At 37.7% G+C, this 23869-nt stretch carries 15 protein-coding genes; 12 read left to right on the top strand and 3 right to left on the bottom strand.

Going from position 1 to position 23869, the window contains the following annotated elements; translation table 11 throughout:
- Positions 1–8 precede the first annotated feature (8 nt).
- From ALGA_RS00335 to ALGA_RS22710, 12 genes are all read left to right on the top strand, one after another.
- The gene (locus ALGA_RS00335) at positions 9–1838 is read left to right on the top strand and encodes a hypothetical protein (protein WP_096427403.1); all 1830 of its coding nucleotides are present in this window, start codon (positions 9–11) and stop codon (positions 1836–1838) included.
- A gap of 317 nt (positions 1839–2155) precedes the next feature.
- A complete protein-coding gene (locus ALGA_RS00340) occupies positions 2156–3445 on the top strand; it encodes a hypothetical protein (RefSeq protein ID WP_096427404.1) in 1290 nt (429 codons plus the stop codon).
- A gap of 3 nt (positions 3446–3448) precedes the next feature.
- Positions 3449–4711, top strand: coding sequence for a glycoside hydrolase family 117 protein (locus tag ALGA_RS00345; RefSeq protein WP_096427405.1), 1263 nt, complete (start codon positions 3449–3451; stop codon positions 4709–4711).
- 25 nt (positions 4712–4736) lie between these two features.
- Entirely contained in the window at positions 4737–6032 is a 1296-nt protein-coding gene (locus ALGA_RS00350; RefSeq protein ID WP_096427406.1) for a glycoside hydrolase family 117 protein, read from the top strand.
- A 10-nt stretch (positions 6033–6042) separates the two neighbouring features.
- Positions 6043–7149, top strand: coding sequence for a glycoside hydrolase family protein (locus tag ALGA_RS00355; RefSeq protein ID WP_096427407.1), 1107 nt, complete (start codon positions 6043–6045; stop codon positions 7147–7149).
- Positions 7150–7238: 89 nt separating this feature from the next.
- The gene (locus ALGA_RS00360; RefSeq protein ID WP_096427408.1) at positions 7239–9446 is read left to right on the top strand and encodes a glycoside hydrolase family 3 C-terminal domain-containing protein; all 2208 of its coding nucleotides are present in this window, start codon (positions 7239–7241) and stop codon (positions 9444–9446) included.
- Between the two features lie 779 nt (positions 9447–10225).
- Complete coding sequence (locus tag ALGA_RS00365) at positions 10226–11764, top strand: sulfatase family protein (protein WP_197705656.1); 1539 nt, start codon at positions 10226–10228, stop codon at positions 11762–11764.
- An 86-nt stretch (positions 11765–11850) separates the two neighbouring features.
- Positions 11851–12960, top strand: coding sequence for a glycoside hydrolase family protein (locus ALGA_RS00370; RefSeq protein WP_096427409.1), 1110 nt, complete (start codon positions 11851–11853; stop codon positions 12958–12960).
- A gap of 5 nt (positions 12961–12965) precedes the next feature.
- Positions 12966–14420, top strand: a complete 1455-nt coding sequence (locus ALGA_RS00375; protein ID WP_096427410.1) for a sulfatase family protein — start codon at positions 12966–12968, stop codon at positions 14418–14420.
- A 534-nt stretch (positions 14421–14954) separates the two neighbouring features.
- Positions 14955–16472, top strand: a complete 1518-nt coding sequence (locus tag ALGA_RS00380) for an alpha-L-fucosidase (RefSeq protein WP_096427411.1) — start codon at positions 14955–14957, stop codon at positions 16470–16472.
- Positions 16473–16479: 7 nt separating this feature from the next.
- Positions 16480–17799 (top strand): family 43 glycosylhydrolase, encoded by a 1320-nt coding sequence (locus ALGA_RS00385; protein ID WP_096427412.1) that lies wholly within the window; start codon positions 16480–16482, stop codon positions 17797–17799.
- Positions 17800–17807: 8 nt separating this feature from the next.
- Positions 17808–17987: a hypothetical protein gene (locus tag ALGA_RS22710; RefSeq protein WP_145957549.1), complete on the top strand. Its 180-nt coding sequence runs from the start codon at positions 17808–17810 to the stop codon at positions 17985–17987.
- Positions 17988–18076: 89 nt separating this feature from the next.
- Here ALGA_RS22710 and ALGA_RS00390 read toward each other — a convergent pair whose 3' ends face one another.
- The 3 genes from ALGA_RS00390 to ALGA_RS00400 are packed head-to-tail and all read right to left on the bottom strand — an operon-like array spanning position 18077 to position 23771.
- Positions 18077–19600 (bottom strand): alpha-L-fucosidase, encoded by a 1524-nt coding sequence (locus ALGA_RS00390; protein WP_096427413.1) that lies wholly within the window; start codon positions 19598–19600, stop codon positions 18077–18079.
- A 2-nt stretch (positions 19601–19602) separates the two neighbouring features.
- Positions 19603–20877, bottom strand: a complete 1275-nt coding sequence (locus ALGA_RS00395) for a glycoside hydrolase family 117 protein (RefSeq protein WP_096427414.1) — start codon at positions 20875–20877, stop codon at positions 19603–19605.
- Positions 20878–20906: 29 nt separating this feature from the next.
- Complete coding sequence (locus tag ALGA_RS00400) at positions 20907–23771, bottom strand: glycoside hydrolase family 2 protein (RefSeq protein WP_197705657.1); 2865 nt, start codon at positions 23769–23771, stop codon at positions 20907–20909.
- Positions 23772–23869: the final 98 nt, after the last annotated feature.

Below are 23869 nucleotides of genomic sequence, written 5' to 3' on the forward strand. Positions count from 1 at the left end.
ATTATAAAATGAAAATTCACAAACTAATTGGTTCCACTTTACTAATTGTGCTTACTACAACTTTTATTTGGGGACAATCCCAAGTGACTGTTGATTTTAGTGCGAGTAAAAGTTATGGGAACATTTCAAGTCTTGATCGAGCTAAATTCTTCAACATGCATGCTACTGCTAACAGCTTCAACCAAGAAGAATTATCTTATTTACAAAAACTAGATGTTGGATTTGGACGATCATTTGGAGCTCCTACCGTTGGAAATAAATCCATTCAAGGATTAATGTCTAAGGAACAACACATGAAGAACATTCAAAAATCACGAAGTAATTATTTGAAATACAAGCATTCGCCTATCAATTTAAGTCGCGATCTTATCTATACATCACATCCTACAAGCGAACATGGCAACTATGGATTTGAATGGAAAGGATTAAATGCAGATTACACAAAAGAAGTCGATTACGTAGTGACTGAATTTAAAGAGCTATATGGTAAAAAAGAAGATGGTGAAGTTCCACTACCAAAATTCTATGAACCTTTAAATGAGCCATTTGTTCATACCACAGATATAAAAGGAGCAAAAGCTGAAGATGTTAGGCTTGAGATGTCTCGATTTCACAAAGCTTTGGCTATTGGCTTGCACAAAGAAGTGCCCGAACTAAAGATTGGTGGCTTTTCGTCCGCTTGGCCATCGGTTGAATTGTGGGATTTTAGACATTGGGAGGAACGCATGAAATTATTCATGGATGTAGCGGGTGCTGAAATGGATTTTTTATCCTATCACATTTACGATGGCAAAAATGTTACGGGTGGCGATTCATTTCGTACTGGAAGTAATGCCGAAGCAATTATGGATTTGGTTGATGCCTACGGAGCGATTAAATGGGGACAACCAAAACCCATTGTCTTTTCGGAACATGGCATGACAAGACCCGATTGGCAAGGAACTCCATACAGTGAATTACGCGATTGGAAGAACATTAGATCGTACAATCACCAAATAATGCAATTCATGGATCGCCCCGATCAAATTCTAAAAGTAGTTTCCTTTATCACTGGCAAAGCTGAATGGTTTAAAACTCCAGGAAATGATCCTTATCCTTGGGTTATTCTGCGAAAAGTAAATGGCAAATATGAATGGACTCACTTGATTAAACTCTATGAATTTTGGAAGGATGTAAAAGGCAATTATACGGATATTCAATCTTCAGATCCTGATGTATTGACTCACGCTTTTGTTGATAATAACAAAGCATATATTGTCTTAAGTAATTTGGAACTTCACGAAAGTAAGGTAGATCTAAACTTTAAAAATTTACCAAATGTAAAATCCTTAAAAATTAGAAGATTATTTTTGGCAAATGGAAAACCAAATTTAGAAACCGAATCTATTTCCACTGATACAAAAGAACTTGCATTAAGAAAAGATGAAGCTGTAATTTTGGAGTATACTTTTAAGAAAAAACTCAAACAAAATAAGCACTTAACGCTTACAAACTATTATGCAAGTGAATATTTAAAACCAATAGAAGATAAAAAACCAATTGCATTTGAGATGAATAAAGTGAAGCCAAATGTGGAAAGAGCAAGTTTAAAATTGGGAATTGCTCGTCCGTTGGATAAATCGCTTCAAGCAAATTTAACTTTTAATGGACAAAAAATTGATTTCCCTATAGATTGGAAAGGTTACGATCAGGCGGATAGAATCAAAACTGGTTTCTTTGGTGTTATTGAGGTAAATATTCCATCTGAAATGATCAAAGAAAACAACTTTATCAAATTAACTTTCAATGAAAATGGAGGAAGAGTTAGTTCTGTTAAATTGAGTGTTTTGAACAACTAAATTTGTACACTTATTAAATAAAATGAGTCTTTTACCTTTATGGTTTTAAGACTCATTTCTTTTTGTTTTAAGAAAGTTCAAAATAACGTCCATTTAATTACTGAACTTTTACTCAACAGTAGCAACTTTTCTTTAAAACTCGTTTTTATATTTAGCCTAAAAGTCAAAGAAAACCACAAATAACACCTGATTATCTGAACTTTATCTTGTTCATTCTTTTGAATTGCCATTGAACATGATTAAGTTCAAAGAAATTAATTGGTTTCAATAAATTTATGGATCATCTAATAGTAGTTCTTTTTGAAATAAACCAAAGAATGACAAAGCAACTGTTCATTACATTGATTATTGTATTTTTTACAATTTCTTGTAAAACCTCTTCGCAAGAAGTTGAATTATGGAATCATATTCCGAATGGAACAGAATTGCCAAACTCAAGAGGTTTAGAAGCAGAATTCCTGCACGAAACAACAAACAAAACCTTATATATTACTTCCATTGAGAAACTGAAATATGCTTGGTGTACTATTTCGACCCCAGAAAACACTTGGAATTTGGGAAAAACTCAATGTATAGAAGCTCAATTTACAAATGCTGGTGATGTGCCTGTAGAAATTATATTCTGGGTAGATGCCAATAAAGGTTGGGATGCTGTAGTAGCGAAAGCAAAACTGAATGTTGGAGAGAGCAAAACCTTAAGCTGTAATTTAAGGGATACATTTCCCGATGGAACACGAAAAATCAATCCAAATCGAATAAATCGCATTCAGTTTATGTTGGTAAAACCTCAGCTTGATTCAAGACTGGTGGTAAGTGAATTAAAAGCTGTTGGAAGTATTGACGAATGGAAAACACCCATTGCACGTTTGGAAGTACCTGATCTGGAATACACAAGTCCTCATGAAGGCAAAAGGGTTTGGTATCAGCCCAATAGTTTAAAAGGAAGTAAAAAGTATACTGCACTTTACTTGCCCACCGATTGGAAACCAAATAGAAAGTACCCTGTAATTGTTGAATTTCCGGGTAATATCTATTTCACAGAGCATTGTTATTCATCTGGGCGACCTGAAGCTTGTACCATTGGTTATGGAATGAGCAAAGGCGAAGGTGCAATATGGATCAGCATGCCTTTTGTAAATGACAATTCGAATGATATCTCGGAGGATGGCTGGGAAAATCCTGATCATACTGCCAAGCTCTCCGTCGAGACAGTTACTGAAATCATCCAAAAATATGGAGGAGATAAGGACAAATTAATTTTGACAGGTTTTTCGAGAGGTGCCATTGCTTGCGGTTTTATTGGTTTACGTAACGATGCAATTGCTTCTTTGTGGAAAGGAATTCATGCCTGCCAACATTATGATGGTGATGGCTGGCAAGGAGCAAAAATGGAAGACGCCAAATCACGAATAAAACGCTTTCGAGGCGAGTATTTTCACACCGACAATTCGGGTGAGGAACCATGCAAAATGCTTTCTGAAGCTAATATATCAACCCAATATGTCAATTCAGGATTAGGTGCACATGCAAGCGCCATGTTTTTAGACGACAGAACATCTACTCTTGAACTTAGAGAATGGTATCAAAAATTAATCAACCCAAAATAAAAGATGAAAAACATTATTATTGCCTTTATAGTAGCTGTAATTCTCTCTTCTTGCGATTCAAAGCAAGGGCCTTTCCCATACACCGTAACAAAAGAAACAGCCAATCGCGAGTTGAGTGCTGCCATGAAACGAAGCTTCGAAAATTACGACGGAATTCATCCTTTTGATAATGAGCTGTATTCACAATTTAAATACACTGAATTAAAAGGATTAGATTATCATGGACACGATGGCACGATTTCGCGTCGCGACCCATCGAAAGTGATCTTTGAAAATGGCAAATACTATGTGTGGTACACCTATCGAAATACAATTGTTCCACCTATTGGTGCAGCGCGAGCTGCAGAAAGTACAGATAGCATTCCCTCCACCGATTGGGATTTATGTGAAATTTGGTATGCTACCAGTGAAGATGGTTTTACCTGGGAAGAGCAAGGTGTTGCCATTCCCAGACCTCCAAAGCCAGAAGTAGGCTGGCGTTCAGTTTCTACAACTGATATCTTAAAATGGAAAGAAAAATATTATTTGTATTACCAAGGTTTTTTGGAAGCTAGTGGAAAAAGTGGAGACTATTGCCCTGTAGCAATGTCGTACGCCGACTCTCCTAACGGACCATGGACACCTGTTAAAGGTGCGGTAATTGAGAATGGACCAGAAGGTTCATGGGATCAATATGCTATTCACGATCCTTACCCATTGGTTCACGATGGCAAAATTTATCTGTATTACAAATCAGCTTTTAATCGTCCGGGTAATGTTTGGGTAGCAGGAGGTTTAGCCATTGCGGAAGATCCAATGGGTCCATTTAAAAAACACCCTTTAAATCCTGTATTGAACTCAGGTCATGAAGTAAGTCTTTTCCCTTTCAAAGAAGGTGTGGCAGCAATCATGGTAAAAGATGGCAACGAGCACTTTACCATTAATTATGCCAAAGACTGGGTGAACTTCGAGGTAGCTGCATACACCGAAATGACCCCTATTGCACCAGGCCCTTTTGTACCTGATGCTTTTACCAACACAACTGATGGCCGAGGAATTACCTGGGGACTCTCCCACTTTACCAATGCTGGTAAAAATGGTATTAACCCGCACTCCATTCTTGCACGTTTCGATTGTGACCTTAGCCAGGATATACATGATCCCGTGATGAAACAAACAGGCACCTTTCACAACATCGATGTTTATTTTAAACAAGGAATAAATATCAAGCAACGTGAACGTATTAACGATCAGACAAAAAAAGTAAAGGAAAATAAAAGGAAGTAAATCTATATCATCAGTTATTCCAATCATGAAAACGATCAAACTTCAATCTATTCTATTTATTGGCTTACTATTGTTTGTAAGTTCATCTTGCAAACAACAAGTAAATCAGCAATCTGAAAAAACGGAACATCAGGTGTTTCCACATAAAATGCCAACAGAAAAACCGGACTTTCCGATGAGCTCAGCCATAGAACGCATGTTCGATTATTCTACACCACGTGTGCAGGACAACGAACTTTATTCGCTATTCAAGTACACCCAATTAGAAGGCCTCGATTATAATAATCATGATGGAACCATTTCACGTCGTGATCCTTCCCGCCCCATTTTTGTAAATGGCAAATACTATATGTGGTACACCAAAAGACAAACTAAAGTACCGCCCATTGGGGCTAAACGTGCGGCTGAAGCTACGGATGAAATTCCATCTACCGATTGGGATTTATGCGACCTTTGGTACGCTACGAGCGAAGATGGCTTTACGTGGGATGAACAAGGTATTGCCGTGGCAAGACCAGCAAAACCGGCTTTAGGATGGCGCTCTATTGCGACACCTGATATTCTTGTTTGGAAAGGAAAATACTACTTGTATTTCCAGGCTTTTAATGAACCAAGTGGAACAAAAGGAGATTGGTGTCCTATTTCAATGGCCTATGCCGATTCGCCCGATGGTCCATGGACACATGTAGGTAAAACGGTAGTTCCTTTCGGAAAAAAAGGAGAATGGGATCAAGACCAGACACAAGACCCTCATCCAATTGTTTACAAAGGAAAAATTTATTTGTATTACAAGGCTGCTTATAACAAATGGCCTGATTTGAGAGATAAATATGCTGTTGCACACGGCTTAGCAATCGCAGATGATCCGTTTGGACCATTCAAAAAACACCCTTTAAATCCCGTTTTGAATTCAGGTCATGAAACAACTTACTTTCCATTTAAAGAAGGAATTGCCGCTTTAGTGATTAAAGATGGAAACGAGCGAGAAACTATGCAGTACGCTGAGGATGGAGTGAATTTCAAAATCGCTTCGAGTGTGTCACTAACTCCAACAGCAACTGGTTTTTATACTCCCGATGCTTTTACAAATACAAATTACGGAAGAGGTGTAAGCTGGGGGCTATGTCACTTTATTAATGCGGGGAAATATGGTGTAAATCAACATTCTATTATTGCCCGTGTTGATTGTGACCTAAGCCTAGATTGTAATGAACCATCCTTAAAGCGGACAGGAGTTTGGCACAAACCGGATGTTTATTTTAAGCAAGGATTAGGCGGTTTAAAAACAAAACGTAAAGGCAAACCAAACAAGAACGATTAAAAACTATCCTATGAAATACAGGCTAATAACTGCATTAATAATTACATGGATAATCCTTAGTAAAGTATGTACTGCACAAACCGATTTTGATTTCCAGAAACTCCTTCCAGAGAAATTTGATAAATCGAACATTATTAGTGAGAAAGATTATAATGTATGGGGGACCAACGTACTGAAAGGAAAAGATGGAAAATACCATGCCATTTATTCTCGCTGGTTAAAGTCACGCGGGCATCATGGATGGGTAACACACTCAGAGATAGCACACGCTGTTTCTGATAAGCTTACAGGTCCTTATAAGTTCAAGAATGTTGTGCTTCCTGCACGCGGGAATGAATTTTGGGATGGTGATTGCACTCATAATCCTCATGTAATAGAACAGGATGGCAAATACTATCTCTACTATATGGGAAACCATGGAAGTGGTTACTGGCAAAAAACTCCTGACGATAGAAAACCATCTATAAAAGATGATGCAGAATGGTGGGTAAATCGAAACAATCAACGCGTGGGCTTGGCTGTCACCAATGATTTAAATGGTGAATGGAAACGATTTGACAAGCCTTTAATTGATGTGACAGGAAATAGAATGATGACCTCGACACCAACCATTTCGAAACGTAATGATGGGAAGTTTTTGCTAATCTATAAGTATGTGAAACCGCATCCAAAATTTAAAAATGGAAAAGTGATTCATGTAACTGCCACTTCCATATCTCCTATGGGTCCTTTTGAAGATACTGGTATTCCATTCATTACACATCCAAGCGCATCATTCGCCATTGACGATCATTTGGAATGGATTTTCAATGGCAACTACTATTGCATTGCTAAAGACTCACGCGGTGCATGGAGCGATTATCCAGATGGCTCTACAATGTTGTTCGAATCAGACGATATGGGCTTGGATTGGAAACCTGCCAAAAATTTTCTTGTTCTCAAGGCTGGAGAAATAAAATGGACCGATGGCTCTGTTACAAAAACAGAACGTACCGCTGATATGCCCAAATTTTATATGGAAGATGGTGTTCCCAAAGCATTGATTATTGCCATTCTACCAAAGGACAGTGAAATATCTTATTCCTTAGTTATCCCATTAAAAAAAACAAAACAGTAAAGGCCGAATTCTTTCGATTAAATATCTGAATATCCAGTGGCTTATGAATTAATAACTAATCGCACAAAGTGCTTAAATATTATATAAAAATGAAGAACAGATCATTACATGTATTTCTGGTTTTGTTAAGCCTGCTTCTCATAAACGTAACTGTTAGTGCGCAAGATGTTAATTTCTCATTTTTGGATGCCAGCCTTCCCATTGAGGAGCGAGCTGAAATTTTGGTTTCTCAAATGACCATTGAAGAAAAAATCAGTCAGATGACTCATGTATCTGCTGCAATTCCCCGACTAAATGTACCCGATTACAACTGGTGGAGCGAAGCACTTCATGGAGTGGCTCGTAATGGTAAGGCTACTATTTTTCCGCAAGCTATTGGTTTAGGCGCCACATTTGACCCTGAATTGGTAGAAAGAGTGGCTTCAGCCATCTCGACAGAGGCTCGTGCAAAATATACCATTGCGCAACAAATGGGAAACCATAGTAAATTTGCAGGCTTAACTTTTTGGTCGCCAACGGTTAATGTTTTTCGCGATCCTAGATATGGACGTGGTCAGGAATGTTACGGAGAAGATCCGTTTCTAATGTCTAGAATTGGAGTGGCTTTTGTAAAAGGTTTACAAGGTAATTCTCCAAACCATCTGAAAGTTGCAGCTTGTGCCAAGCACTTTGTAATGCATTCGGGACCAGAGCATGGCAAACTGGAATTTAATGTAGAAGTCTCGAAACAAGATTTGTACGAAACATATTTCCCTGCATTTAAGGCTTTGGTAACCGAAGCTAAAGTTGAAGGTATTATGACAGCCTACAATATGGTGTTTGGTAAACCTTCATGTACCAGTGAGTTTTTGGTAAAAGAAACCTTGCGGGAAGACTGGAAGTTTGATGGTTATGTGACTTCGGACTGTGGTGCTATTTCGGGTGCTGCCGGCAAACAGGGATATGCTAAATCTGTTCTTGAAGCATCTGCTCTGGCATTAAAAGCGGGCGTAAACCTAAACTGTGGAGGTTCTTATAACAACTTGAAAAAAGCATTGCAACAAGGATTGGTGACTGAAGATCTGATTACTGAACGAGTGGAACAATTGTTTAAGACACGTTTCCGCTTAGGCATGTTTGATGCAGATCCAGCTGACAATCCATATTCCAAATTAGGTTCTGAGCACATTCATAGCAAAGAGCATATTGCTTTGGCTCGAGAAACAGCCCAAAAATCCATTGTACTATTAAAGAACAGGAATAACGTTTTACCGCTTTCTCCTGAAATAAAAGTGCCTTATGTTACCGGACCATTCGCTAACTCAAATGATATGTTAATGGGGAGTTATTATGGTGTAAGTACGGGATTAGTAACTATTCTGGAAGGTATTACCGATGCGGTTTCTTTGGGAACATCGCTTAATTATCGGAGCGGAGCACTGCCGTTTCAGGATAACATCAACCCTAAAAACTGGGCTCCTAATGTAGCTGCCGAATCGGATGTTACTATTTGTGTAGTTGGCACAACTGCAGATATGGAAGGTGAAGGAGTAGATGCAATTGCATCGGCACATGGTGGCGATAAGGTAGACCTTAAATTACCTCAAAACCAAATTAATTATATCCATCAGATCATAGAAAAGAAAAAAGACAGTCCTTTAATTCTGGTAATTGCCAGTGGTGGTCCTGTTTCGTTAGAAGGCATCGAAGAGCATTGTGACGCCATTCTACAGATATGGTATCCTGGAGAGCAAGGTGGAAATGCGGTTGCGGATGTATTGTTTGGTAAAATATCTCCATCGGGTCACCTTCCAATTACTTTTCCAAAAAATGTAGATCAACTGCCCCCTTACGAAGCATATTCGATGAAAGGGCGTACTTATAAATACATGACGAAAGAGCCTCTATTTCCTTTCGGATTTGGATTAACATACTCTACAACAAAACTTAGTAACATTCAACTAAATACGACAAAACTAAAGCCGAATATGTCCCTTGAGGTAAAAGTAGATGTAAACAATATTGGCAAGTTTGATATTGATGAAGTGATGCAGCTTTATATCTGTCCGCAAGACACTACTGGTGGTATTCCTTTAAAAAGCATAAAGGCCTTTAATCGTGTTTCTTTGAAAAAAGGGGAAAAGAAAACAATGAACTTCTTAATTGATTCTGAAAACTTAAAGATAATTAACCAGAAAGGCGAAAAAGTATGGAGAAAGGGCGATTATAAAATTATAGTTGGGAATGCATCGCCGGGTGAATTGAGTGTGAAACTGGGTGCTGCAGTTCCTCAAGAAGCAATATTACATTTGCAGTAATAATTTTATATCCGTATTAAAAATGAGAAAAATAATTTACTTCGTATTCTTAGTACTAATTTTTAATACCTACAATCAAAAGAAAGAAGTAAGCTCGGATTATAAAATAAAATTTGAGAAAATATTAAAGCTATCTGTTTTAGCGGAGGTGATAGTCTTAGAAACGGTTTAAAGATGATTTAACCGAGTAATGAGGCTTTTAGCTTGTGGGAAAAGATAAATTTCAAAACAGTTTATTAGCTTAGGAGCGTTTTTGGAGATATCAGTAAAGCTCTACTGAATTCATTAAAACCTTTGGTGAAAAAACGAAAGCTTTAATGAATCTATTAAAGCTTTCGTAAAATAATGAAAGCTTTTAATAAAATTACCAAAGCTTTTGTAAAATCAGTTAAGCCTTTGATAAAAAGGCCAAAACTTTGCTAAAATAAGCAAAGTCTTAGTAAAATCATTAAATTTTTAAACAGCTTCTTAGTCGTTGGGGTAGCTCTATTGTAAAAGGGAATGACGGATTATACCACATGCTGTACTCACATTGACCAAAAAATATTGGTTGGGAATGGGTCAATTATTCAGAAATAGCTCATGCAACCTCAGAATCCCCTTTTGGTCCCTATAAATTTAAAGATGTAGCACTTGCTGAACGAATTACCGGGTCACAAGTTAGAATGGATTATGCAGAGTGTATACTCTCTTCCAGAGTGACAGGGATAAGAAAAGAGAAAGAACTCGATCAGCAAATAATAAAACTTTATAAATTGAAATACATAAAAAAACAAACCATGAACCCCCACAAAACAACTCGCTTGCTCAAAGCTTTTGGCTTTTTGATGATTTTGATCCTTTCTATAGCATCTTGCAAGAAAGCTGAAAAACCCAACATCATCTGGATTTTCTCAGATGATCATTCTTATCAAACCATAGGTGCTTATGGCGGAAGATTGCAGGATATCAATATGACTCCTAATCTTGACAAAATGGCTGCAGAAGGAATGCGTTTTGACAAGTGTTATGTGGAAAATTCCATTTGTGCGCCGAGTCGTGCAACTTTACTGACCGGAAAGATGAGTCACATGCATCTGAAGTACAATAACAAAAAGAATGTAGTCTTTAACCACGATCAACAACAATTTCAGAAAATCCTTGGTCAGAACGGTTATCAAACCGCTATGATCGGAAAGATTCATTTGGATGGGAAGATGCAGGGATTTGATTATTGGGAAGTGCTGCTGGGACAGGGTTCCTATATGAATCCGATTTTTCTTTCTGATGATGGGGAAAAGCAATATGAAGGATACACCACAGACATCATCGCAGATAAATCTTTGGAATGGCTGAAAGGCAAAAGAGATGAGTCCAAGCCCTTTATGTTGATGGTTCATAACAAGGCTCCACACCGTCCCTGGATTCCAAAGAGAGAACACATGAAAATGTACGATGACATCACGATTCCTGAACCTGCTAATTTACACGATGATTACGCAACAAGAGGTGCTGCGGCTCATCAACAAGAATTAAGCATTCTGGATAACATGAACTTGGATCGAGACCTAAAAATGACGAAACAAGACAATGAGTATTTCAGAAAAGTTGGGATTGATGATCGTTTTGATTCAAGAAGGGAAAAGTACAAAGATCTAGATTTGGAAGGAGAAGAACTCACAAAACTGAAATATCAGATCTACATGAAGGATTACCTTCGTTGCATCTGGTCTGTTGATGAAAATATAGGACGAATTATGGATTATCTGAAAGAGTCTGGTTTGGATAAAAACACCATTGTAATGTATTCTTCTGATCAAGGATTCTACATGGGCGAACATGGTTGGTTCGATAAGCGCCTCATGTACGAAGAATCCTTCAGAACACCACTCATCGTAAAATGGCCAAATGTTATTAAACCAGGTTCTGTGAATACCGACATGGTGCAAAACATTGACTTTGCCGAGACTTTTCTTGATTTAGCCGGTGTAGCAATACCAGAAGATATGCAAGGGAAAAGCATCGTTCCTTTGTTAAAAGGGAAAACTCCAAATGACTGGAGAGAATCCTTATACTATCATTATTACGAATACCCTGGAGCCCACAACGTACTGGGTCACGAAGGAGTTGCCAACAAGCAATTCAAATTAATCCGTTTCTACGGTACCGATGTTCCAAATGGTGAAGAATGGGAACTTTACGATTTGGTTAAAGATCCTTCTGAGATGAATAATATTTACGGCAATTCGGATCAACAAAGTAAAGTTGTTGAAATGAAAGATGAATTGAAAAAGCTAAAAAAACAATATAAAGTTGACCAAAACGAAATTCCACAATAATGATTTAGAGCAGAGAATGTTACAAAGAATTAAATAGACAACTGATCTATCAGGAAAAAGTAAAAATAAATAAAAAGAAAAACGACATGAAAACAGTGAGGTTAATCCAAATATTTGCTTTGATTCTATTAGCGGCTTGCTCATCACAAAAATCAACCCCCGATTTCAAAATAGAATTCGGCAAAGTATCTAAACACTCAGTATTTTCAGGTGGTGATAGTTTAAGTCACTGGGGTGGTTCTGTTGTTAAAGGTAATGATGAATTATACCACATGTTGTACTCACGTTGGCCGAAAAATATCGGTTGGGAATGGGTCAACTATTCTGAAATAGCTCATGCAACATCAGCATCTCCTTTTGGTCCCTATAAATTTAAAGATGTAGCCCTTGCTGAGCGAAGCACCGATTTTTGGGACGGTTCGTGTACACACAATCCAACAGTCCACAAATTTAATGGCAAATACTACCTCTATTATATGGGAAATATTGGTGATAAAAAGATTGTAAGCGTTCCTGGTAAAGCCAAAATTAATTGGACACATCGAAACAACCAGCGCATTGGAGTTGCTGTTGCTGATGATCCAAATGGTCCCTGGAAAAGATTTGACAAACCTGTTTTAGATATCACACAGGGTGACTCATTGGCTCCTGATGCTTTAATGACTTCCAATCCTTCGGTTTGTCAAATGGCAGATGGTAAAATTTTAATGGTTTACAAAGCAGTTGGTAAGAAATTCCCATTGCCACAAGGAGGACCAGTTGTTCACATGGTAGCAATTGCCGACAGTCCTACTGGTCCATTCAAAAAATATCCAAATCCTGTTTTTCTGGAAGAAGGTGTTCGTTTTCCTGCCGAAGATCCATATATCTGGTATCAGGATGGAAGATACCGCGCTATCGTAAAATACATCCATAATGAAGGTAAAAAACGATTATTTTCTTTGGTTCATTACGAATCGGAAGATGGTATAGACTGGCAAAAGGCAAAGAATTTCATGATCTCAGATCGTTCATTTACTTGGGAAGATGGAAGAATGCAACATTTCGATCACCTGGAACGACCTCAGGTTATTGTTGAGGATGGCGAACCAATTGCATTAATCTGTGCCGCAGATACAATCGATGAGAACAATGTAAGGCACTCGTTTAATGTGCAAATTCCTTTAAAAATCACGAAAGAATATAACAAGCAATAAGTTCAATGAAAAAAAACCTACTAATACTTGCACTTGTAATCCTTTCTATCGCTTTAAAAGCCCAGGAAAGGCCTAACATCCTTTGGATTAATGGTGATGATTTAGGTACTGAATTAAGCTGTTACGGCAATCCTGATGTGAAAACGCCTAATATTGATCAATTGGCGACGGAGGGCGTTCGATTTACCAAAGCTTATTCCAATGCATCGGTTTGTTCGTCCAGTCGTTCTTCCATGATTACAGGAATGTATCCAACAAGCATAAATTGTCAGGATCATAGAACCATAAATAGGACTAAGCTTCCTGATGATATTCATACCATAGTTGAATATTTTCAAAGCGCAGGCTATTTCTGCACAAATGCTAGCGCCAAGAATTGGGACAAAAAAGGGAAAGAAGATTATAACTTTTTAGATAAGGTGAAATATGATGGAACTGATTGGAAACAGAGAGCAAAAGATCAACCATTTTTTGCTCAAGTTCAGATTAGCGATCCTCATCGAACTTTTCATCATGATACTGAAAATCCTATCAATCCTGAGACCGTAAAAAGTCTGCCAAACTGTTACCCAAATCATCCTTTATTGAAAGCCGATTGGGCTTGGTATCTGGAAAGTGTGCAGCATTGCGACCATTATGTTGGTGAAATTTTAAAGCGGTTGGAAGAGCAAGGACTGGCAGATAATACAATCGTAATTGTTTTTGGTGATCATGGCCGACCACATTTGCGCGACAAACAGTTTTTATACGAAGGTGGCATCAAAATTCCATTAATCATTCGTTATCCAAATAAAATCAAGGCCAATCAAGTTGATGATCAATTGGTAAGTTTGGTTGATGTGGCAGCTACTTCCTTGAATTTGGCTGGCATTACAATCCCAAAGCAGATGCATGGTCAAATCTTTTTAGGAGATAAAGCTCAAAAACGCGGATACATTTACGCTTTCAAACAAAGAACTGGTGATGCTCCTGATAATATCCGTAGTATTTCAGATGGTAAATACAAATTACTCTGGAACAGAATGCCAAACATGCCATGGATGCAATTAAGCAGTTATAAAAAGTTACAATATCCTGCTTTTGCCTTGTACCAACAACTTGCTACAGATGGAAAGTTGGAAGCTCCGTACAATCAATTTATGGCTCCTACCCGACCCAAAATTGAGCTTTACGATCTGGAACAAGATCCTATGGAAATGAAGAATTTGGCTGACAATAAGGAGTATAAATCAGTAAAGAAGAAACTCTTTAAAATACTTTCGGAAAACATGAAAGAGTTTGAAAAGAATATGATTCCTGAATCAGCAGAAACCATTAACCAAGCAAAAATATCATCGGCAAAATACTTTAAAACAGGAATGGAAAAGAAGAATTTAAATGAGGAATCCAGTGATTTAGAACTATTAATTTATTGGGAAAATCTATTATTAAAAGAGAAGTCGAAACTCTTGAGACCTTAGGTGTCGTAAAGCCACACTTCACTAGTAAACACTATATACCAAAACATTACAATGCCAAAGCTCTTACTTATCCCATTGTTGCTTTGGCATTTTTGCTTTCATATAGAACGTGGAAAGTTAATTCCAAAGGGTAAAAATAAATACTACAATACCTTAACAATAGGAATTCACTGGGTACAATAAGTTAAGAATGGAACCAAAATGTCGACTAATAAAAGTATCTCAATTCCCCCCCTAATAGAAGACTAAATAGTTCGTGTGCAATCGATGAAAACCATCTAATTTTATAACACCATCTAACAGGACAACTTGAAGCGAAAATTAATACGAAAACTGAATCAACGATGATAAAATTAAAGAACAAAATAATCATCGTGAGGAGCATTTTAGTTTGATGTACATGATTTGGAAGGAAACGCATATAAAAATTCAGAGAACAGAATAGTCAGCGATCTTGAATTGATTAAAAAATAACATTTTCGAATATCGGCAACTAATGCAATTAGGAACAACCAATAAAAGATATACCCAAATATGAAACACATTAAAATCGCCCTACTTATTGCGCTTATTTCATTTGTGAAAATAAGTACTGCACAAGAAAAATACACGCCCGATTGGGAAAACCTAAAGAAACACAAAGCTGTTCCAGAATGGTTTGCCGATGCAAAATTGGGTATTTATTTTCACTGGGGAGTGTACTCTGTTCCTGCGAAAGGTGGTGAATGGTATGCACGTTGGATGTATGTTCCCGATCGCGAAAATATTTGGGGAAGTGAAATATATGAAGAACACAGGGCTACTTATGGCGAAAATTTTGATTATCATGATTTTATTCCAATGTGGAAAGCTCCAAAGTTCGATGCTAAAGAGTGGGTTGATCTATTTGAAGGCATGGGTGCTAAATTTATCGGTTCCATTGCCGAGCATCACGATGGGTTTTCTTTATGGGATAGCAAAGTAAATGAATGGAATTCTGCAAATATGGGACCTCACATCAATGTGGTAAAAGCCATCGCTGAAGAAACAAATAAACGCGGTTTAAAGTTCATGGCAACCTTTCATCATGGATTCCATAACATGTTTTACCCAAAACCTGAGAATTCTTATTTGCGTCCGGTAAGTAAATACAATTTGGTGTACGATAATTGTGAAGTACCTCAGGATGAAAAGTATCGCAAATTGTACTGCAATATGGATTACGACGAGGCCAACGACTTATGGCTAGGAAAATTGAACGAAGTAATTAACGAATTCTGTCCTGATTATATTTGGATGGATTTTGGCCAACGGTTTATTAAAGAATCACATAGGAAACAGTTCTTAGCCAATTATTTTAACAAAGCGGCGGAAGAAAACAAAGAAGTTGTTGTAAACACAAAAGGTGACTTCTTCCCTACCGAATTAGCGGTGGTAAATGTGGAACGTGCTACCATGGAGGATATTACTCCTGAAGTTTGGATCACCGATTTCATATTAGGAAGTTCCTGGTGCTACGATAAAACAAAGCGAACTGCCATAAAACCTAAAATTGCTATTCGTATGTTGGCCGAAGTAGTTAGTAAAAATGGAGTTATGCTTTTATCGGCTGGACCGATGGCCGATGGAACCATTCCTGAAGAACAAGTGAAGGCAATGCAGGGAATTGGTGCCTGGATGAAATTATATGGTGAAGCAATTTACAATACGCGCCCTTTTGTTGCCTTTGGCGAAGGTACAACAGAACTAAAGCGTGACCCAGAAGATGCATGGAATGAATACGGAGCCATTAAACAAGGTTTGAGTAAGCTGAACGCTGAAGATGTGCGTTACACCAAAAAAGGCAATACAGTATATGCTATTCAGTTGGGATGGAACGATAAAACACCTGAAAGAACTTTAGCTACTTTTAGTGGGAAAGCAAAAGATCTAAAAATAAAATCAGTTTCGGTTTTAGGTAGTTCGGAAACTATAAAGTGGAAGAAAACAAAAGCTGGTTTACAGGTTCAACAACCCAATAAGAAACCTGCTGAAGCGGATGCTGCTTTGGTTTATAAAATCATTTTGAAATAGAAATATCATGAAGAAATTGGCCCTGAATCTAATTATATTTCTTGGTGCAGTAAGCTTTACTCAGGCACAAAACCCTATTGTACCTGCAGGAATGTATATTGCCGATCCGGAAGCTCACACTTGGCAAGATGGGAAAATATATCTTTACGGATCGCGTGACGAAAGTGATGAATATTGGTGTTCCTACAAACATCATGTGCTATTTAGCGACGACTTAAAAACTTGGAGCATTGCAGAAAATGCATTTGCTTCAAAAGGTGAAAACGATCAGGTAGATTATCATGATAAACTCTTGTTTGCGCCCGATTGCGCCTATAAAAACGGAACCTATTATTTGTATTACTGCTCTCCGGGCAAAACACTTACCGAAGGAGTCGCAACCAGTAAATCTCCATTAGGTCCATTTACTGCTGGAAAACAAATTAAGGGGCCCAATCAGATTGATCCTGCCGTTTTAGTTGATGAAGATGGACAGGGATACTACTTCTGGGGACAGGGAAAACCAAAAGTTGCCAGGCTAAAAGCAAACATGTGCGAAATAGACTCTTCCACAATCACTCTTCCTTTGGATGAAGCAGGAAATAAAGCTTTTCATGAAGGATCATCCATTCGAAAAATTGGAGCTTGGTACTATTTTGTTTTTGCTGATGACAGTCGCGAAAATCGTCCAACTTGTCTGGGTTATGCGATGAGTAAAAGCCCAATGGGACCTTTCGAATACAAGGGAGTTATTATTGATAACATGGGTTGCGATCCTTCTGTTTGGAACAATCATGGTTCTATTGAGCTTTTTAATGACAAATGCTACGTTTTTTACCATCGATCAACTCATAACTCACAAAAATTCCGTAAAGCTTGTATCGAGCCAATTACAATTAATGCTGATGGAACAATTAGTGAAGTGGAAATGACAACACAAGGAGCTTTACAAGCTTTACCTGCAGGCAATTTGATGCAAGCGGAAAGAGCTTGTCTATTATCTGGAAAAATATTTATTGATGAAAGTGAATCCAATGACATTCCAAATGAGGAATTAACCCATATCGCTGATGGTGATTTCGCTGCCTATAAATATCTGACTTTTGATAAGCAATTGAAAAATTTCAGAATCAAAACGAATATTTCCGATGAAGCCTTGGTTGAATTAAGATTAGATCAAGCTGATGGTGAAATGATTGGAAGCTGCAAAATCTCTAAATCAATAAGCAATACAGCATTTCAACTTTCGAACTGTGAAATAACATCAACAAAAGGTAAACACGCTTTATACCTTGTTTTTAAAGGCGAGAACACAGTTTTCAATGTCGACTGGTTTCAATTTTATTAAAAATCAATTTGAAAAATCAGATGCAAAATCCCATTCAAAAACAGCCAACTAGGGGTACAAATAACCAAACAGTGGGTACAAATGATCAAACGGTGGGTACAACTGGTAAAACAGTGGGTACAAATGATCAAACGGCGGGTACAAATGGCAAAACAGTAGGTACAAATGATCAAACGCTTATCTTCTAAATGCAAAACCCGGAATGTGTACAAGTACAGTTCCGGGTTTTCTTTTTTACTGATTTTATGGTTGCAATAGTCATTTAACTAGAAATAATTTACTCTAGTTCTAATTTTAAGACTGTTGCAATAGGGTTATATTCTACTTCTGGCATGGTAAGTAGTAAGGTTTGGGGAGTAAGTTTCCACTCGATATCTATGTCTGCCCCCATCAACTTTATATTTTTGATTGGTGAAGGAGGAAGGTTGCGGTGGAATCCACCAATAGCTCTCATTTTTATTGTTTTCCCGGCTTCCGGTACGCCTAAAAAGAAGACATACATCGACTTTTTGTCTTTAGCAAGGGTATAACGAACATCGCTGGCGGTGTATTTAACTTTAGCCGATTGCCCATCATGAGAAGCATCAGTAGCATTGGCATTACCATATCCAAAAATCTTAAATGGTCGTGTTCCATAAACCGCTTCGCCATAAATTTTCATCCAAGCTCCAATGTCTTTCAAAATATCACGTTGCTCTTGGTTAATAACACCATCGGCTCGCGGCGAAATATTTAAAAGCACTGTCCCATTCTTACTCCACACATCAATCATGTTACGCACCACAAGTGCAGCATCTTTATACTTTTCCCCTTCCACATACATCCAATGACTATTGCTCAAGGTAATATCTGTCATCCAAGGCAAAGGATAAATATCTCTACGCCCACCTTGCTCTAAGTCATCAATACCTATTTCCAGTGGAATATCTTGGTGCTTGCTACAGACTACAACTTCCTTATTGTGTTTCAGACCATTGTTAAAATGATAAGCCAACATCTCGTTAATTTTATCTTCCGGAATCATGTTTAACCACGAATCATACCACAACATATCTGGATTGTATTTATCTACCACCTCTTCTACTTGATCCAACCAATACTGGTTAAAATCCTCAATATTTTCCCAGTTTCCGAATAATTTACGAAGCTTTGGATCGGTAGTTGCCGTTGGTAAATCAGGATTATAAGGATAGTGACTGTTAAAACCATTGCGATCCCAATACTCCGGATTATTGGCATTGCGCTGTCCGTTTCTGGCATGGTGAAAAGTCGCCAGTGTCTTGATGTTGCGTTTCTTTAACGAAGCAAACAGTTCACCTAAAATATCACGTTTTGGTCCCATGTCAGCAGCATTCCACGGGTTTACTTCGCTATCCCACATGGCAAAACCATCGTGATGCTCGGCTACCGGACCAGCAAATTTAGCACCTGTCATTTGAAACAAATCGGCCCACTCTTCAGGATCAAAATGTTCCGCTGTAAACATTGGAATAAAGTCTTCGTAACCAAATTCTTCAATAGGCCCAAAGTTCTTTTCATGGAATTTATTAACATCACTCCCTTTTACATACATATTGGCAGGATACCACGCACTGCCATAGGCAGGTACACTATAAGGCCCCCAGTGGAAATACATTCCCAATTTGGCATCAGCAAACCATTCCGGCGCGGCTTTGTGTTGTTTTAGCGATTCCCAGTTTGCTTCGTACTTCTGATTTTCCCCTGTTACTTTTTGAGAGCGTGAGCAACTAGCCAATATTAGAACGCCTACAATAAAATAGATAAGTCTAAATTGCTTCATATTTATTCTTTTAATTTTTTGTCCTCTTCTTTTATCCGCTCTTTTTGTTTTGAGCTTAAACCATATTTATAATGAAAATCAGGACCATAAACATTGCCATGTTCTTTCATTTGTTGATCATCAATATCTAAACTTAAATCGCAATCAAATCGTGTCAATACAGAATGATTTCGATTCCAATCTTCTGCTGCATTTGTAAAGTGAGAAATGCCCCAAGTAATACCTCTTCCATCTTTGGTATCCGTAAAAGCATCCGGAATAAATGGTCCTCCGGCATCTGGCATCAATTCTACAATTGATGCAATTTCAAAGTTCACCCAATCTTTCGCATATTGAATTGTATTTCGTTCCATACCATCTCGAATCACCAAAGCGGCAACACCTTCCTTAAAAGGAAATAATGTGGTTTCGTGACCAGAATTGATAACTGGATTTAATGGATGCTTAACAAATGGACCCAGCGGATCTTCAGAAATTGCCAAACCTTGCATACGAATTTTAGAAGGTTTTAGCTCTGGTCTTTTATCAAAATCACCTTTATAATACAAATAGATTTTCCCATTATGCACTAACGGATAAGGATCATGAATGGAATATTGATCCCAAGAGCCTTCAGAACCATTTGGAATGACGACCTTATTAGCAGAAGTCCATGGACCATCAGGAGAATCGGCATACGATACAGCTACCGGACAAAAATCACCCCTTAAGCCACTCGCCTCCATAAAAGCCTGATAGTACAAATAATATTTCCCTTTCCATTTCAAAATATCAGTGGTTGTAACTGAACGCCAACCAGCTTGAGGCTTTGGAGGGCGAGGAACGGCTACACCTTGTTCTTCCCAGATGAAACCATCTTCCGATGTCGCATACCAAATCTCGGCTAAATCCCAATCGGCTGATGGAATCGTATCATTCGCTTCTTTTGCTCTCGCCATTCCCACTGATTTCACTACAGTATTGCGATAAGTATACCAAACGTAGTACTTCCCATTTTCAAAGATTACTTTCGATGGGTCTCTGCGGGTAAGTGTACCATCTCCTCCGTTGTAATCAAAACCTTTTAATTTGGTGTATTTAAACTGTGTATACAATTCATTTTGTTCGGGACGAATGGACAAATAAGCATCGTAATTACGTTCTACAGCAGCACTTAATGCTCGATTTGGTTTTTCTTTTGAAACCAAAAATGGAAACCCTTTGTCATTGCTTTCTTGTTTTTGCTGACACGAAAACAGCACAATACTTACAAACAGGAAACAGAATATCTCTCTCATTATCAAATAATTTAACTACTCTCGCATTATTAAAATTCAAACGTTAATTTTATCACAATAGGCTCATCAGCATTCCCAAAATAGTTTTCCGAATTTCCATGTGGCCCCATTGTATCTGGTTGCTGAAATTTAGTACCTATGGCAGGTATGTTTTTCACAAAAGAGATATCTCCTTCTGGAAATTTTGGTGAAAGTCTACCTTTAGGATCACCTGAAGGATTTTCAGGAGTCAACATACGCAAAAAGGTATGTGGTGAGTGACAGAATACTGTAAATCCTTTATTGTTTTCACTTTTAATCTTTGCCCAATACAAGCTTGAGAAAAAGCCTTTAAATTCAGGATACACAAAACCCGATTCACCTGTAACGGTATTGTTATAATCGTTCTCCCACACCTGGAACTTGGTTCCTTTCATTCTGTTACGCCAAACTCTGTAAGGTCCATCTCCCAACCATTTCATACCGGCCACTTCTTCTTCGGGAAACGAAAAGCTGATTCCTTTGTAATCCGTCACTCGTTTTTCACTCTTCATTTCAACTGATAAATCCAATAATCCATTCGGATAGATTGTCCATTTAATGATGTCGGAGCTTAATTCTACATGGGTAGTCCATTCTGGAGTTTTATCCTTTTTTTCGAAAACAGCGGTAATTTCCACCATGTTGTTTCCTGTCTTTACAGAAACATTCTCGATTTTATCATTTTGTCCAAGAATGATAGGTCCGTTCTTCAAAGGAATGACTTTATCCCCCTTTTTCACCTCTTGAAGTAAGCCTGTTTTTTCGGAGAAAGTAAAAACAATATTATTCGCTTCAACAATAATTTGCGAGTTCTTAATTTCTGATTTAACCTTCCCTTTTCCTTTATCGCTTACCGCATCTTGATTCAATTGTGCTGGTGATTGTATTGGATAAGACCAGGTAAATATTTCCTTTCCATAAAGATCTGTCGCCGTTAAATGCAGTGCATCGGATGATTTCCAATTCGAAGGCATATTCACATTAAAAGCAGCTTTTCCACCAGGAGCTAGTTGGGCTAAGTCAACTCTGTTTTCTGATAAAATATCAAAATCAGTACTTCCTTCCGGACCATTAAACCTCACCCACTTGGCAGTCATTTTGCAATCCTTCAAATTTGTATAATGATATCTGTTTTCAATTCGGAATGTGCCATTGAAATCATCATTAATAAAACGGTCTTCAATGTAAATGGGCGACCATACTTCCTTAATGGTGAAATAACTAGCTTCCTTTTCTCCATAAGGCCCAACAATGCCATCAGCGGCGTGATTTCCATCAAAGTCAAGTACATTATTTTTATCTGTTCTCACCACGCCTTCGTCGGCAAAGTCCCATAAAAACCCACCTGCACTCAATGGCATATTCCACATTTGGGTCCAATAATCATCTAATCCGGCACCATGTCCGCCGTCGTATAAACCATGTAAAAATTCCGTTGGAAAGAAAATCTTATCTTTTTTATAACCATCATTTGCCAATGCATGGTAATGGAAATAGTGCAGAGTGTTGGTTTTTCTGAAAATATTCCATGGATGAATTACCTCTCGTTTTTGAATATCCCAAAGTGCATAGTCATCATCCAATTCTGTATTCCAGCCAGTTTCGTTCCCATTCGCCCAAAGCAAAATTGAAGGGTGATTCACATCACGAACAACCATTTCTTCAACTATTTTTCGTCCCACTTCTGTATCTAAATGTGGACTGTGCCAGGTACATACTTCATCAATTACGAATAATCCTAAAGAATCACAAACATCCAAAAAATGAACATCAGGTGGATAATGTGACATCCGCACCGCATTCATATTCATGTCCTTCATCATGTTCACATGTTCGATACTTAATTCTTTTGAACACGTTCTTCCCGATTTAGGATAAAATGAATGACGGTTAACGCCTTTGAATTTAATTCGCTGACCATTCACATATATTCCATCACCTTCCAATACTTCTACCGTACGGAAACCAATTCGTTGCTTAACTACATGCAATACTTCACCCCTTTTATCCAACAAACTAACTTGTAAATTGTATAAATTTGCTTGTTCGGGATTCCATGTTCGAATATTTGAAGCTTGAGCAGATACACTCCATTTTCCTTCTTCTTTTTGAATATCCTCAACTTTAATATCCTGAATCTTATTTCCTTTTAAATCGAAAAGAGTCAATTTAATTTTGTCTGCCTTCTTTGAATCAATGAACACATCAGCAGTAATTGCGCCATCGGCCTTAGCATCAACAGCCAAGCGATCGATGTTTTCTTTTGGAGAAACGCTTAAGTAAACTGGACGATAAATACCACCGAAAATCCAAAAATCAGCCTTACGTTCCGCATAATTGATAGACTCATTGTCTGAAACCTTATTTACCTTAACCTCCAATAAATTGTCTACTCCATATTTTAGTAAATCGGTAATCGTATATTTGAATTCGTAAAATGCTCCCTGATGAATTTCACCAGCAAGTTTACCGTTTATCTTTACTTCAGCATCGGTCATTACACCTTCAAACACAATTTTCACATCCTTACTTTTCCAGTTCTCAAAAACTGCAAATTGATATTTGTATAAACCATGTTCTTTGTATCGTTTATCCAAATCATCGTGCCCATAGTTATAATGTCCGAAACCTTGCTGTTCCCAACACGACGGAACGCCAATTGTCGTCCATTTGCCACTCTTCATCCCCTCAGAACAATAGAAATCCCAATTCACCATATCATCTTTACCTGTACCTGATAGGTATTGAATTTCGGTACTCAAATCCGACCAAGTAGATCGTCCGTTCTTGTTTGATTGAGCACTACTATTACTTGTCATTAAAACCTGAATGAAAATCAAACTCAAAATGACATTGGCAGAAATCTTATTCATATAATCTAGATTAAAAAAATCAATTTGTAATTTACATAGAAACACTTAATTCTTACTATCAAAGAAAGATTAAAACCAATAAAAGAGCTACCTTTAAC

It is taken from the genome of Labilibaculum antarcticum (assembly GCF_002356295.1).
GTDB lineage: Bacteria > Bacteroidota > Bacteroidia > Bacteroidales > Marinifilaceae > Labilibaculum > Labilibaculum antarcticum.